The organism is Actibacterium atlanticum (assembly GCF_000671395.1).
Lineage (GTDB): Bacteria > Pseudomonadota > Alphaproteobacteria > Rhodobacterales > Rhodobacteraceae > Actibacterium_D > Actibacterium_D atlanticum.
Genome location: NZ_AQQY01000008.1, coordinates 79,826 through 95,386, shown reverse-complemented (window position 1 = coordinate 95,386; position 15,561 = coordinate 79,826). Strand labels below are relative to the sequence as shown.

General features: G+C 59.9%; 4 protein-coding genes. All 4 read right to left on the bottom strand.

The window, feature by feature from the left end; translation table 11 throughout:
• Positions 1 to 4 precede the first annotated feature (4 nt).
• Genes ATO10_RS12600 through ATO10_RS12585 form a run of 4 tightly spaced genes read right to left on the bottom strand, consistent with a single transcriptional unit; the run spans position 5 to position 14,701 of the window.
• Positions 5 to 1,606, bottom strand: coding sequence for an alkaline phosphatase family protein (locus ATO10_RS12600; RefSeq protein ID WP_035252081.1), 1,602 nt, complete (start codon positions 1,604 to 1,606; stop codon positions 5 to 7).
• A 16-nt stretch (positions 1,607 to 1,622) separates the two neighbouring features.
• Positions 1,623 to 1,913 (bottom strand): acyl carrier protein, encoded by a 291-nt coding sequence (locus ATO10_RS12595; RefSeq protein ID WP_035252080.1) that lies wholly within the window; start codon positions 1,911 to 1,913, stop codon positions 1,623 to 1,625.
• Positions 1,914 to 1,937: 24 nt separating this feature from the next.
• Entirely contained in the window at positions 1,938 to 6,710 is a 4,773-nt protein-coding gene (locus tag ATO10_RS12590; RefSeq protein ID WP_051598136.1) for a type I polyketide synthase, read from the bottom strand.
• A gap of 11 nt (positions 6,711 to 6,721) precedes the next feature.
• The gene (locus ATO10_RS12585) at positions 6,722 to 14,701 is read right to left on the bottom strand and encodes a type I polyketide synthase (protein WP_051598135.1); all 7,980 of its coding nucleotides are present in this window, start codon (positions 14,699 to 14,701) and stop codon (positions 6,722 to 6,724) included.
• Positions 14,702 to 15,561: the final 860 nt, after the last annotated feature.

Sequence of the window (15,561 nt, the reverse complement as noted above, 5' to 3'; positions counted from 1 at the left end):
TCTGTTACAGATAACCAAGCGACTTGAGCCGCTCTTTAATCTGCTCCTGTGCCTCGGCATCCAGGGCCGACATATCCGCATCGCCTTTCAACGCTTCGACATCTGCATAGGTCAGCGCGTTTTCAGCCAGATAAGCGTCATCATAGGCGGCAGTGCAAACCTTGCCTTCCATGTCCGAAGGCACCGACAGACCCAGCGAATAGATCGCCGTGGGGGCCACATCTGCGATGTACATATCGTCCAGCGCGGTCTCTTTTTTGAAGCCCGGGCCGGTGGCGACAAAGATGCCATCGGGGTGGTGCGTGGCATAGGGCACCTGACGGTCCTTGATCGGCGCATCGGCGCGCAGAACCGACAAAAAGCTGTAATCGTGCAGCATAAGCGTGATGTCAGGTGCACGATCAGTATAGGCCCCGGGGAACGCATCTTCGCGTTTGAAGACATGCTTGATAACCGGCTTGCCGGTATCGGGGTCTTTCAGGTCGTACAGTGCCTCAATCATCTTGTCGCGGAAGGCTTCGTAGTCGGCCGGGGCAACGCCGGGTTCACCGGGTGCATTCGACTGACGGATGAAGATCGCGTTCGACGACGAACTCAGCGCATAAGCCTTGGTGGTTTCCCAATCAATCAAGGTCGAGGCTTCGGTGTTTTCGTCCAGAGCAACGCGGCCCTGATCATCCATCGGGGTGCCTTCGATCCAATCCAACCAGCCCTTTTGCTCCAGCCAGGTGTTGGCATAGAAAATACGGCTGCCCGAACGGGTGAACCCGTGATCCGATACGATCATCACCTGCGCCTGAGGACCGGCTTTCTCGATCATCTGGGCGATGTAGTTGTCGACATCACGGTAATACTGCAGCGCCAGTTCGGTGGTCTTCTTGGCGTCTTCGGTCTGATACTGATCGCGGGTCTCGCGGTCGATCAGGTGATAGCACAGGTGCTGAATACGATCGACGCCATCAAACAGAACGGCCATCAGCTCGCAGGGCTCTTCTTCCATCAGGGTCAGCAGAATGTCCTGCCAGCGCTTTTCACGCACGATGTGGAAGTTCACCCAATCTTCCAGCTGGTTTTCACCCAAGCCCTGTACAGCCTTGCGTTCATGCTGCCAGTCGGTCGACATTTCCGAGGCTTTGAAGACACCCTTTTCCTTGAGCATCTTAAACACCGGACGCGGGTGAATCGCACGACCCAGATAAGACCAAGGCACATAACCGGGAATCACCACGCCATTGATTGGCTTGGCGGGGAAGTTCACCGGGAAATTCAGCGTGGTGGCGCGCAGGCCCTCACGATCAGCGATCTGCCAGATGGTGGGCACCATCACATCGGCCGACGTGGCCAGCGTGTAGTTCGGTTTAGAGCCCGAGCGATCCACGCGAATGAAATCAAAAACACCGTGATTGCCGGGGGTGCGACCGGTGGTCATAGTGGTCCATGCAGGCGGGGTCAAAGGGTGGATTGTCGACTTCAGGATGCCCCGCGCACCTTCCTTCATGATCTTGCCCAAGTTGGGCATGATGCCCTCTTCGACAAGCGGGTCCAGCAGATCATAGGTGGCCCCATCAAGGCCGATCAGCAGTGTTTTGATTTCTCTTTTGGTCATGAAAAACGCTTTCTATTCAGGCGGATGCCTTTGAACCCAACTCGACAACCGAATTGATGATGTCGCCGACACTCATGTCGACAAGCAGTTTGTCTTCTTCGCGCATTTTGCGGAACAGGGCATCCCCCAGCCCATAGTGCTGCTGCAGCTCGGACACCAGGTACACAAGACTGATCGATTCCATGCCAAGATCAATCAGCTTAGAGTCTGCGGCCAGTTCGCCACCATCGCTATCCAGATCGTCTTCCAGATCCTCGAAGATCTCTTTCAACACGCCATAGGCGTCGTCATAACTAATGTTCGCCATCCCGAACCCTTTTATTAATCATCCCTACGCTGGCCGCAGTGCTATAACAGCAACCATGTCGCCAACAATTTCCTTGAGTGCGCTTGCAAATACAAGGTCACCCGTTGTGATTTCACGAACCTGAAACTGTTCTGCACCGGCATCGGCGGAAACAATCTCAAACTTGTCGAACATCGTGGCAAGACCAGAGCCATATGCCTTTCCGACAGCCTCTTTGGCGCACCACATCAAGGCAACCATGCGATCACGCGGGGTGCCCGGGGCCGTGTCGGCGATGATTTTGCGCTCACCTTCGGTGAAAGCTGTGTTCAAAAACGCCGCATCACGGGTTTTGATCTGCTCCATGTCGATACCGACACCCGCATATTGCGCGGAATCTACAGCCACCGCCACCGCCATCTGCACCTTGTGCGAGATCGACAGGTGCGGGGCGGCGCCCCACTCGGCAGGCCATGACGCACCGATTGAAGGGCCATGCGTGTCATCGCTTGGCAAAATCTCGACATCCGCCGGGCGAATACCCGCAGCTTTCAGCATTCTGACGGCGTCCTTTACCGCAGTCCGCCCGCGCAGCCATTCCCAGCGACGTTTCTCGGTTGCGGTCCCCAGCGCATCCCAATCGACGCGTTCCGGCGGCGACAGCACCAAACCAGCCAGAACCTTGGCCCAAATCCCGCCAGACCCTTCCAGCAAGTCGGTAGAAAGATCGTCAACCATCGTCACCGAGACACCTTCGGGCGCCGGCAGGGCGCGCGAAACCGAATTTTGGGCCGGGTCCAGACGAGCCTGGAAGAAACGTTCGGGCAAATTAAACCGTTTGTCCCACCAGCCATGAATACGGCATTGCAGATGGCCATCAGCGGTGACCACGTCGATATAGCTCGACATTTCATCCACACCGATCAAGCTGATCGCACAACGGCAGCGGGCTTTTTCACCTGGCGAAAGGGGCGGGCCAAACATTTCCAGTTTCTCAACCCGGAACGGGAAGATGTGGAAGGCTTCGTCCAGCATTTCCGCCGACCACACGCCCACCAGCTGCCCCACGGCATCCAGCGTGATCGGATCGGTTTCGAACTGCGGTTGTGGGATGCCAGTGTAAAGCTGATCCAAAGGCAGGCCGGTCAGCGTGCCTTCGCACCCATCAACCGCCGTCAGGTCCATGGTTTCCACGGCATGCAACTTGGGCCCGTGGAACATTATCTTGCTGTACACATCCTGCAGATTCCAGAACACGTCCCGCTGGGCGCCATATTGCATCGGCGCGGCGACAGGAGCAGCGGGGCGGGTCGCAGCCAGTTCGACCTCGGCCTCAACCAAGATCGGGCGCAGGGCAGGACCTTCGGCTTCGCGCAGACGCACGTGAACGCGGGTCGTTGCCCCCTCTTCTTTCAGCTCAACGCTGGCTTCAACAGCCAGAACAGGGCGATCAAGCGCCAACCAGCGCGAGGCGCGCACTTCGTTCATGGCGGTGACCACCAAATTCGGGCGCAGGGCAGCGGCAGCTTGCGCCAAGGCCTCCATCGTGAAGGTCAAAGGCACCACGGGCAGTCCGGTCAAATCCTGATTCAACGCAGAAATGCCGCGTCCAAAACTGTGATCTAACAAATAGGGTGCGCGGGCCACGTCGACCTCAATGCGCGCGGTCAAAGCTGTGCCATCGGGCGATCGCTCAAACGATGTCAGCATCGGAAAGCGCAGCGGCTCTGCCGTCACCGGAACAGCCGGTGCGGGCATCGGCGCAGGTGCGGCTTTTTCGGGGGCCCCGGTATAGGCGCCGAAATAGGCCGACATGATGTCCCGTTCAGCCGAGACAAACTGTTCCATCGTATCGAAATACGAGGCCACCAACTGTTCCTCGGGTGACGCCGCGACCGGCGCGGGCGCATCGCCCTTTGCGACCGGCACTTCGACGATTTTCTCGACCACCTTTTCTGTCACCGGCTTAGAGGTGATCGGCGGCACATTTTTCATCTCCATCGGCTGGAGACCCATTTTCAAAACCTGCGGGCGCGAGGGGCCTTTGGTTTCGGCGGAGTCTTCAGCCGGAGCGGCGAATGCATCTACATTCAGCTGCACACCTTCGACAGACAGCTGCGCAATGAAATGGTTCAGTTGATCCAGCCCCACCCGGCCCGGCGTGTCCATCGCCAAAGCCACATGCGGTTTGCCACGCAGAATATCGTTGGCAAAAGCGGTCAGGTTGTTGCGCGGGCCGCATTCGATGAAAATTCGTGCCCCGTCTTCATGCATCTTCTGCAGGGTCTCGGTGAACCGCACGCGTCCGGCCCATTGGCCCGATGTCAATTCACGAATGCCTGCGGCGTCGTCGGGGAACGTTCCCGTAGACAGACAGGAATAGACCGGCAATTCAGGGGCTGACAGCTCCATGCCTTGCAGAAACGTATCAAGCCGTTCCGAAAATCCCGAAAACGCCGGGCTGTGATAGGCGCGTTCAAACGGCAGTGTCTCGCCAAATCCGCCCAGCTCGCCGGCCAGTTTTTCAGCCCAGGCACGGGCGTCGTCGTTAAAGGTCGCGATTACCTTCTGGTTGGGACAGTTGTCCATCGCAAGATAGACATCGTCGCGCCCTTCCAGCTTCTCGTTCAGCGTGTCGGCGGGCACAGCGCCGATGGCCACCAAAGCCCCTTCGGCAATCACACCGTCGCGCGACATTTCCTCGTAGGCGTCATTGAGCGCCCGCATTTCCGATTGTAGCTGCGTGGGATCATCACGACGCGTCACCCCGGCGGCATAAAGCGCCGAGTATTCGCCGGTGGAGTGCCCTACCAACATATCCGCTTTAAGCCCGATCTTGGTATAGAGCGCGGCAACGGATTGGTTGGCGGCAAAGATGGCTTCGGGGCCGATGTCCATGCGCCAGATGCCTTCGCCTTCAGAGGCAACATAGGACGGCGGGTAAATCACCTGACTGGGTTTCAGCGCGCGGGCGTGATCGGCAAAGGCGCCATCGACCAGATCGAACCAGCCACGCATTTCGGGGTGATGCAACATCACCTCGCGCAGCATGCCGGTGTGTTGGCTGCCCTCACCCGGGAACATAAAGGCCACCTTGCCGTCACGCGCCAAGGGCTTGCTGACCAGATAGGCGCCCTTGCGGTCTTTCAGCTTGGTTTTACCGGCTTTGATACGGTCGACAATCTTGGTCAGCTTGGCTTCGGCATCCGCCTTGTCCGCAGCCACAACGCCAACACGCCAATCCCCGTCTCCACCTTGCGCATTCACCTGACGCGCCAACGCAGGCAGGGTCACGTCCTCGGCACCAAGAGTTTGAACAACGTTCTCTATCTTGGCGGTCAGGGCTTCGGCACTGGCACCGTCCAGCAAGATCACCTCGGAGCTGCGGGTAATCTGTGGCTTGGGCTGCGGCGCGCCGGTGTATTCTTCCAGCACGGCATGGGCGTTGATCCCGCCAAAGCCAAAAGCATTTACCCCTGCACGGCGCGGTTCTTGTCCACCGTGAATCCACGGGCGAGCTTCGGTGTTTAAGTAAAACGGCGTGTCTTCGATCCCCAAATCAGGGTTCGGAGTGTCGACCAACGTCGGGGGCAAGGTACGGTGATACAAAGCCATCGCGGTTTTGATCAGACCGGCCGATCCTGACGCCGGAATACAGTGCCCGATCATCGACTTCACCGCGCCAAGGGCGCAATCGGGTTCCTCAGACGCGCGGCCGCCAAATTGATTGGCAAGCGCTTCGACCTCGGTCGCGTCACCAACTGATGTGGCTGTGCCATGGGCCTCGATCAGCCCGACCGAGGACGGGTCCACATCGCTTTGCTCATAAGCGCGGCGCAGGGCCAGAGCCTCGCCCTCGATCCGGGGGGCCAGCATGCCCAGACCTTTACCGTCCGAGGCAACCCCAACCCCGCGCATCAGCGCATAAATCTTATCGCCCGCCGCTTCGGCATCCGACAGGCGTTTGATCGCCAATATACCGACGCCTTCACCCAGAAGCGTGCCGTCCGCTTCGGCCGAAAACGGCTTGATCGACCCCTTCTTCGACAAAGCCTCGATCTGGCAGAAAATCTGATAGATCGGTGCAGGGGTCGAGGCATGCACGCCGCCGACAATCGCCATATCGCACAGGCCCGCGCGCAGGTCATTGATGCCGCGTTCCATCGCGATCAACGACGAGGCACAAGCCGCATCAATGATGTAATTCGCGCCCTGAAAATCCAGACGGTTGGCAATGCGCCCGGTCACAAGGTTGGGCACCAAAGCCGGGGCGATTTCTGCGTTAAACGGCGGCAGCGAAGCTTTCAGCTCTTTTTTAACAGCGGCCAGTTCATCCGCCTGTGTTTCCGGGTGCAGCTTCTTCAGTACATCCAGAAAGCGGTCAAGCATGATCCCGTGCTGCACTACGCTGGTGAAACCACGGTTGATATAGGTGCCGCGGCCCAGAATAACCGCCACACGATCACCGGGCACCGGGCGTGCATCAAACTGCGCGTCTTCCAGCGTGCGCGCGGCAAGTTCCAGCGCCAGAAACTGATCCGGCTCACCACCATTGATCGACGTGGGCGGAACCCCGTGTTTCAGCGGGTCGAACACCGCCAGATCGCCCAGAAAACCACCCTTGGTCGTGTAAACCCGGTCGTTTTCAGTGCTGTCAGGGTCCATATAAAGGTCCCCGTTCCAATCGGCGGGGGCATCGTCCACCGCGTCGACCTTGTTGACGATATTTTGCCAGAACGACACCCGATCAGGTGCCTTCGGGAAGATACAGTCCATGCCGATGATTGCGATGGGCTCGTTTCGATCAGGTCTGGACATTTATAGCGCCGTTATTCAGCCGCTTCGCGGGCAGAGGGTTTACGATAAGTCTCATCAAGACGTGTCGGGTCATCCTCCCAAGGGCCACGTCCCCAGACAACCTCACTCTCCTCCAGAGGGCCACGGGTGATCTCCAGCTCCATGGCGCGGGTGCCATGGGCGGGGTGGATCGGCTCGATCTTCATTTCAGCGAACTGAGCGCGGATTTCGGCATTCACCATGCCGCCGCTGTCCCATGGGCCCCAGCTGACTGCCGTAACCTTGGCATCCCAGCTTTCGTTCAGGACCCGGGCCAACTTCGAGACAGTCTCGTTTGCGGCGCCATAATCCCCCTGACCACGGTTCCCGAAACGCCCGGCAACCGACGTAAAGAACCCAAGGAACTTCAGGCTTTCGGGCTTCAGGGTCTTGGCCAGCGTAAAGGCGCTTTCGGTCTTTAGGCGCACAACATTGTCGAAGCTTTCAACCTCTTTATCGAGGATCAGTTTGTCTTCGATGACGCCAGCACCATGGATCACGCCATCAATCTGGCCATAGCGTTCATAGACGTTTTCAATCACAGATGCGAAAGCATCTTGATCGCGCACATCGCAGGCCATGTATTCCACCTGACTGCCAAGGGCTTCCACTTCGGCGACGGCGGCGCGAATTTCACGGGCCTTCGTCACTGCGCGGAAACTTGCTTCGATGGCAGCCGGGCTGACGGTCTGCCCCGCGGCCTTGGCCTGCGCAATCAGCGCCGCCTTCAGCGAATGCGGCTCGGTAGCACGGGCTGTTTCAGGGGCTTCTTCCCCTTCGGGCACGGGCGAAGACCCCAGCAAGATGAAGCGCGGCTGGCTGTTAGAGGCCAGTTGTTTGACGATCTTGGCGGTGATGCCACGAGCGCCCCCCGTGACCAGCACCAAAGAGTCAGGGCCCAGCGGGATTTCTTCGGCGGCGCTTGGGTCAATCACGCGCTGCTGCGCGAACAGACCGATGCGATCTTTGCCGTTCAAGCCGATTTCAACCAAATCATCGCGGCGTCCGGCCTCGGCCATCAGCCCGTCAATCATCGTATCGGCACCCGCATCAGCCGGGAAATCCACAGCACGGACATGGGCATCCAGCCACTCCTTGGCGACGGTCTTAAGCAAACCGGGCGCGCCGTTTTGCGCCGGGGCCGCAAGCCGCGAGCCATCAAACCCAAAGGCGCCGCCCATCGATGTGGCAGACATGACCACGGCATCCTTACGACTGGAAAGCGATCCGCCCAGGGCCGACAACAGCCCATAAAGCGAACGCAGCGAGGCATCCACCGCCGCGCGCCAGCCTGCTTGATCCATTTCCTCGACCGACTTGGTCGCCCGCAGCGGGGCACAGTGGATCAAACCAGCCGCATTTCCAGCGACACCGGACACCGCCTGACGCAACGCGCTGTCTGACGACAGGTCCACCCCGTCGCCCAGCAACAGGGGCGTCCCGCCCAGCGCTTCGATCTTGAGGGCCAGACCGGCAGCAACACCTGCGCCATCGTCGGTCAGAACATAGGTCGCCCCGGGGGTAACCCAATCCTGTTCATCAGGAGTCGCGACTGCAGCTGGTGCCATCACATAGCGCGCACCCCAATCATCCGGGTCCACGGTCGGCGCTTCTTCGGTCGCCGTTTCAGCAGCCGGCGAGGCAGCTGCGGCGGCAGGCGCACCCGCCGGAGACAAGGATTGTGCAACATCCAGGAACTTGGCAACGATGCCGCGCACCGTGCGTTCACGGCTTACCGGACCCATCTGTTCGCGGGCTTCTTCCCCGGCTTGCGGCATCAAATCGCCACGCAAAGCGCCAAGGATTTCAACCCGCTTGATGGAATCGATCCCCAGATCGGCCTCAAGGTTGAGATCCAGATCAAGCATTTCCTCAGGATAGCCGGTACGGTCTGAAATCAGCGCCAGCAATGCCGCGGTCACGGTGGCTTCGTCCAAATCTTCGGTCGAAGGCTCGGGCACCAATGTGACTGGCGATGCAGCGCCGGGCGCCGCAGGGGCCGCGAATTCAGCCGCAACCTCCATGAACTTCGCCACGATGCCACGTACCGTACGTTCACGGCTGACCGGGCCCATCTTTTCGCGGGCTTCCTCGCCTGCGTCGGGCAGCAAGTCACCGCGCAGCGCGCCCAGAATTTCAACCCGCTTGATGGAATCAATCCCCAGATCAGCCTCAAGGTTGAGGTCCAGATCAAGCATATCTTCGGGGTATCCTGTCCGGTCCGAAATCAAGGCCAGAAGCGCAGAAGTCACCGAAGCATCGTCCAGCGCCGGGCCTGTAGGTGCCGCAGGTGCGGCTGGTGTCGAAGCGGCGATCGGCGCAGCCGCTGGCATATCCAGTTCGGCAACAACCTCCATGAACTTCGCCACGATGCCACGCACCGTACGTTCACGGCTGACCGGGCCCATCTTTTCGCGGGCTTCCTCGCCTGCGTCGGGCAGTAAGTCACCGCGCAGCGCGCCCAGAATTTCAACCCGCTTGATGGAATCAATCCCCAGATCAGCCTCAAGGTTGAGGTCCAGATCAAGCATGTCTTCGGGGTATCCTGTCCGGTCCGAAATCAGGGCCAGAAGCGCAGAAGTCACCGAAGCCTCGTCCAGCGCCGCAGCGGCGGGTGCTGCGGGTGTCGCAGGTTCATGCGCTGGTGCAGGCGCGGCAGCAACCGGGGCAGGTTCGGGCGCAGCGGCAACCGGGGCAGCAACCGGGGCGGGTGCCGCCACAGGCGCGGGCATCGGCGCCGGAGCCATTGCAGGCATCGCGGGCTGTTGCGCCAGTCCGGGCTGCGCAGCGCTGCCGCCCAACCATTGCATCATCACCGCACGGTTGTTTTCAAGGAAGGTGGTCATCAGCTCCTGATGGCGCTGCATGATCGCCTCGGCGCCTTGACCAAGCGGGGCAGCAGGTGCAGCAGCGGGCATCGGCATGGCGGGTGCGGGCACAGCGGCTTGCGGCGCAGGTGCAGCGGCAGCCGCAACGGGCTGAGGGATGGGCGCGGGGTTTGAATTTTCCTGCGTCACGGGTTTGGGATCCTCTTCAATGCGGGCGGCAAAGCCCCGGCGGGCGGGCGTGCCATTGATCGGGCGCACATTGGCCCCGTCAATCTTCCACAGCATCGCCTTGCGCGGATTTTCCGGCAGCGCCAAATTCCAATTCTTAACATCGACCGATGCATCGGCACGATCAGCCCAGAGAGACTGCAAATCCAGCTCCAGACCAGCCGCGCACGCACCCGCCAGCAGGCTCAGCAATTGCTGCACGCCCGCACGGCCTTTTTTGTCAGACGCCAGTGCAAGATGCGGTTTGTCGCCCAGAATACGGTTGGTCAGGCCCGTCAGAACCGAGCCGGGACCGACCTCTAAGAACAAGCGCGCGCCAGCGTCGTGCATGGCTTCGATCGAGCCAACGAAATTGACCGATTGCACCAGATGCTCAGCCAGTTGATCGCAGACTTCGGTATCTGTTTGCGGATAAGGCGCGGCCGAGGCATTGGCAAAGACCGGAAGCTCGGGCACCGAAATGTCGGCGTCTTGCAAAGCGGCAGCCAGAAGGTCGCGCGCTGGCGCAACGCAAGCCGAATGGAACCCACAGGCAACCGGCAGACGTTTGGCCGCGAACCCGGCCGCTTTCAGCACTTCAACCGCCTCTTCGATCTTGGGGGTGGGGCCAGCCAGAACGGTTTGGTCAGGCGCGTTGATATTGGCCAGAGTAACCTCTTCCACCTTGCCGTCCAGCGCGGCCAGAACCTCGTCAGCGCCAGCATTGGCGGCGACCATTGCGCCCAGATCATCACCCCCGGCGGTCATGATCGCGTCTCCGCGCACATGGGCCAGTTTCAGCAGCGTGTCGGCGTCAAAAGCCCCGGCAGAATAGAGCGCCGAGAATTCGCCAAAGCTGTGACCCGCGGTCGAAGCCGCTTTCAGTCCGAACCCGCGCAGCAGGTCCAGAACGGCAATCGACACCGCGCCAATGGCGGGCTGCGCCACATCGGTACGCTTCAGGTCTTCAACCTGCGCATCGCGCACATCATCGTCCAGCGTGGGCAGCGGGAAGATCAAGTCAGACAGCGGTGCGGGCGTACGACCCAGCAAGGCTGCCGACGCATCTTCCAGCGTTTCACGCACTTTCGGGAAGGTCATCGCCAGATCACCGGCCATGCCCGGATATTGCGAGCCTTGGCCCGGGAACAAGAAGGCAACCTGATCCGGCGACACCGGTGTATCGGCCGAGAAGAAAGCGCCCATCGGGTCGATGCTGCGCAGGTCGGTCGCATCCGATGCCAGCGATTTGGCGGCGCGTTCGAGGCGCGCTGCAGCGTCCGCCAGCGACGGTGCCACCAGCGCAAAACGCGCCGCAGCGGTTGGTTTGAACTTGCGCGCCAAGCTGGCGGCCACATCCCGTGCGGGCAGCTGGGCAGTGGCCATCGCAGTGGCGGCTTTGCTTAGCTCGTCCGCAAGGGCCTGCTGGCTATCTGCGCTGAACAAGAACAGCTCATGCGTCCAGTTCTTGCGGAAAGGTTCCTGATGTTTGGGCAGGTAACCACCTTTGTACTCTTCCAGCACCGCGTGGAAGTTGGTACCGCCAAAGCCAAAGGCCGAAACACCGGCACGGCGCGGGGCATCCCCCTTGGCCATCCACGGGCGCGTCTCGGTCGAGATATAGAACGGGCTTTGCGGGAAGTCGGCGCCTTTGTTGGGCACTTCCACATGCAGGGTCGACGGCAACACTTTGTGGTGCAGCGCCATGGCCAATTTGATCATCCCGGCACAGCCGGCAGCGGCTTTGGTATGGCCGATCATCGATTTGACCGAACCAACACCACAGAACTGCTTATCGTCAGAGTAATCCGAGAAAATCTTGGCAAGGCTTTGAATTTCGGTGCGGTCACCAACGGCGGTGCCGGTGCCGTGTGCTTCAACCAACCCAACTGTCGAGGGCGACACGCCAGCGCGATCATAAGCACGGGTCAGGGCGTTTTCCTGGCCTTCGGGGCGTGGCGCAGTCAGCGACAGGTCACGGCCATCAGACGAACCAGCGACGCCGCGCAACACGGCATAGATGCGGTCGCCATCGGCTTCGGCCTGATCCATGCGGCGCAGAACCATCATCGCCAGACCTTCGGAAATCGCAATGCCATCAGCACTGTCGTCAAAGGTGCGGCAACGGCCACGCGGGCTCAGCGCCCGGGTTTTTGAAAACGCCAGGAAATCGAACGGGTTCTGGAAACTGTCAGCCCCGCCAACAATCACCATATCCGAGGTGCCGTTTTCCAGTTCGCGCGCGCCCATCATCACAGCCGCCAGCGACGAGCCACAGGCCGCATCGACGGTAAAGTTCACACCGCCCAGATCGAACCGGTTGGCCACACGGCCTGCGATCACGTTCAACAGGATGCCGGGGAAGCTGTCTTCGGTCCATTCGGGCAGACGCTCTTCGGCGGTGGGCGAAATCTCACCTGCAATCGCCGGCAGCGACGAACGCACAGCGTAACGCTGCCCCAGCGGGCCAGCGCCGCCACCAACACCGATGATCACGGATGTTTTGCGACGCAGTTCGGGGTCGTCAATCACGCCATCCTTGAAGCCCGCGTTTTCAAGCGCCTGACGCACGGTTTCCAGCGCCAGCAGCTGCAAGGGTTCAATCGACGACATTGAGTTAGGCGGAATGCCATAGCGGATCGGGTCGAAATCCATTTCATCAAGGAACCCGCCCCATTTGGAGTACGCCTTATCAGGCGCGGCGCGGTCGGCATCGAAATAGCGGCGCCAATCCCAGCGACGCTCGGGCACTTCTTCGATCGCATCGACGCGATCCAGAATGTTTTCCCAATAATCCGAGAAATCCAGCGCCTTGGGCAGGATCGTCCCCACACCGGTGATGGCGATGTTTGCACCATCCCCTTCGCGGATCAGCGGTTCGGCCTTGGCGGCCTCGGGCTTGGCAGCCTCCAGAATTGCGGTGCTGTCGCTGCAGATCGCCTGATGCAAGGCCGCGATGGTGGTGGGTTTGTCATGCAGGTTGGCTGCCTGACCAATCATATAGACGCCGTATTTCAGTTGATCGTCTTTCGAGACATCAATGAACTTTTCAGCCCCTTCAACCTTGCGGTACTCCGGGTTGCGGTCCACGCCTTTGGACGCAATACGCGAGCGGCCAACGTTGAAGTTTTCCAGCTCGTCCTTGACCTCATCCGGGTCGACGCCCTCTTCCAGCAGCTTTTTCTTGCGGGTGAAAAATTCATCCACAATCGGGCTTTCGACCACGCGGGTCGAATGGCCTGCGCCGCTTTCCAGCAGCATGGTGCGTGACGAATTCAGCGCCAGTTCCTGATAGGTGTCCAGAACCGCGCCCGCCGTCACGGCCTCCTCGGTCAGGATATAGGCGGTGCCGACGATCACGCCAATCTTGGCGCCGCGCTCTGCAAGGCCAGCCGCAAGCGCCGACACCATCGCGCCAGACACATCATCATGGATGCCGCCAGCAAAGATCAGCTCGGCATCAATATCGCCATCAGGGCCATAGTAATCTTCGACCGCATCAATCGCCTGTTGCCACAGCACAGCCGAGGAACGCGGGCCAACATGCCCACCACATTCGCGGCCTTCAAAGATGAAACGACGCGTGCCGCCATCAAGGAAAAGGCTCAGCAACCCGGGCGAGGGCACATGCAGATAGGTTGGGATACCTTGCTTTTCCAGGGCCGAGGCCTGATCCGGGCGCCCGCCCGCGATAAGGGCATAGTTCGGCTTTTGCTCGGCGATGACAGCGGTCTGCTCTTCGCGCAGGTCGTCTTCGACGAAGCCCAGAATGCCAACGCCCCAGGATTTGCCGTCGATCTTGGCCTTGGTTTCCTCGATCAACGCAGTGGCTTCGGGCTTGCGCATCAGCGACAGCGCAAGGAAGGGCAGCGCCCCGCCTTCGGCCACCGAAACGGCAAAGTCCGCGACATCGCTGACACGGGTCATCGGGCCTTGGATGATCGGATAGCGGGTTTGGGTGACTTCGGTCAGGGCCGAGCCTTCGGCCAGCGGTTTCACCCGCGCGGCGGTATCACACAGGGTCGCAGCCTGATCAGCAATCATATCCAGCGCGGCTTTGACAGAACCGTAATTGTCGGCAAAGCGACGGGCAAAGCAGGCGTCTTGGCCAACCAGCCAAACAGAGCCGACTTTGGCCGGGGTCACGGCATCCGCGACCGCTTTCAGGAATTTCTTGGGATCGGTGCCGGGGATGTCTTGTTCGGCCAGCACCTGCGCCGGCTTATGGTCAGCACGCCAGAACACGCGATGGGCAACCTCTAGGTCGCCGCCCAGCGTGCGGGTCTCGCTGCCGTCCATGCGGGCCAGCGCCATTTTCAGCGCCGGGTCGGTTTCGGCTTCGTCCAACAAGGCCAGCTGCCAGTCCAACGCCACGCCTGCGGCCCCTGCCACGCGCAGCGCTGCGGCGGTGTTGGGGCCAACACCGCCCATGGCGATGATCGGCAGGTCGCTGTCGCGCACCAAACGCTGGGTCAGCAGGAAAGAGGTCTCATCACCTACACGTCCACCGGCTTCGTGGCCCTTGGCCACCAGCCCGTCAATGCCTGCGGTTTTCAGCTTGGACACCAGCGTGTCATCGGTCACTTCAAACAGGGTGCGCGACGCAGGCGCGATCTGTTTTTGCAGCTTGATAAGTTTCTTCAGGTTGGTCGCGGTTTCGCCCTGATAGACCACCCATCCCAAACGGGTCAGATCGTCCCCAAAGGCAGCAAAGAAAGCTTCGGCTTTCTCCAGCGGCAGCTTCACCCCCCAAGCGCCGCGTGCGCAGGCCGAAAGGGCGGCCACAGCTTGCCCAACCTCGGGCGCGTCAATATCAGCATAATCCAGGCTCAGCAGGCCCACATGGCCCGCACGGCTTGCCGAGATCGCAATTCCAGCGGAGATCGCATTCGGATGACTGGCACCAAAAACCAGAAAGTCCTGATCGTTAAACAACATCTATCGCGCTCCTGAATACTGACCCGCAAAAGCGCGCCATTCCTTTTACTGCCCGGGCCACAATATCGACATGCGCTGACCCACCGAAACAAAACGCGCCCCGGCGACGGACATAGAAAAATAAATCGTTACGTTTACACATCCCTGGTCCAGCTCATGGATGCTGGAAATACCTGTACTTCCTTACATCCTTCTGCATCGCGGCAAAACACCGACTGCACTAGTAAACATAAAAAGCGGCAAAAACTTGCCGCCACTATTCGTGGTTTCTAACCTATCACCAAATCCGCAGGCACAGTATCGCCCTGATGCGCTGGATTCAATGACAGCCAGTTATTATCAAAATGCTCTCATCCTCGTGACAGCTTTGATTACTAATACAAATACTCGCGTTGGTCCATCTCTGTGGTGCAGATACGCAACAGTCGAATACAAATCCGATCATGCCGAATGCCCAACTTAGATCAATGTTCACATTTAGCGAAAGTCAGCGCGTCGTGTCGCAACCCAAGGCCGTGATCCGCCGACAACGGACTTCGCTACTTGACGGGCCAAGACTATGATTGGTCTCTCGCGGCGCTCTCGCCGATCAGATTAAACGCAGCCCCCCGGACTGGCCCCGTTTGAGCCCGCCTCGCCGCCCGCGCCATTTGAATGGGGCGCGGCATTCCTCGTCAATGGCGTGTTTAAAGCACCGTCGGAATTTACCCTGGCCTGCGCCTCATCGAAAAAGCTGCAGGTCGCGCTGCCACCCTGCAAGACCGTGCCATCGTTCAGCAAATCAGAACCATGGCTTGGGAGGGTGGCTCCACGCATGTCATAAATCACGGGTTGTGCGATGGTAAAACCACTCTGCGTAC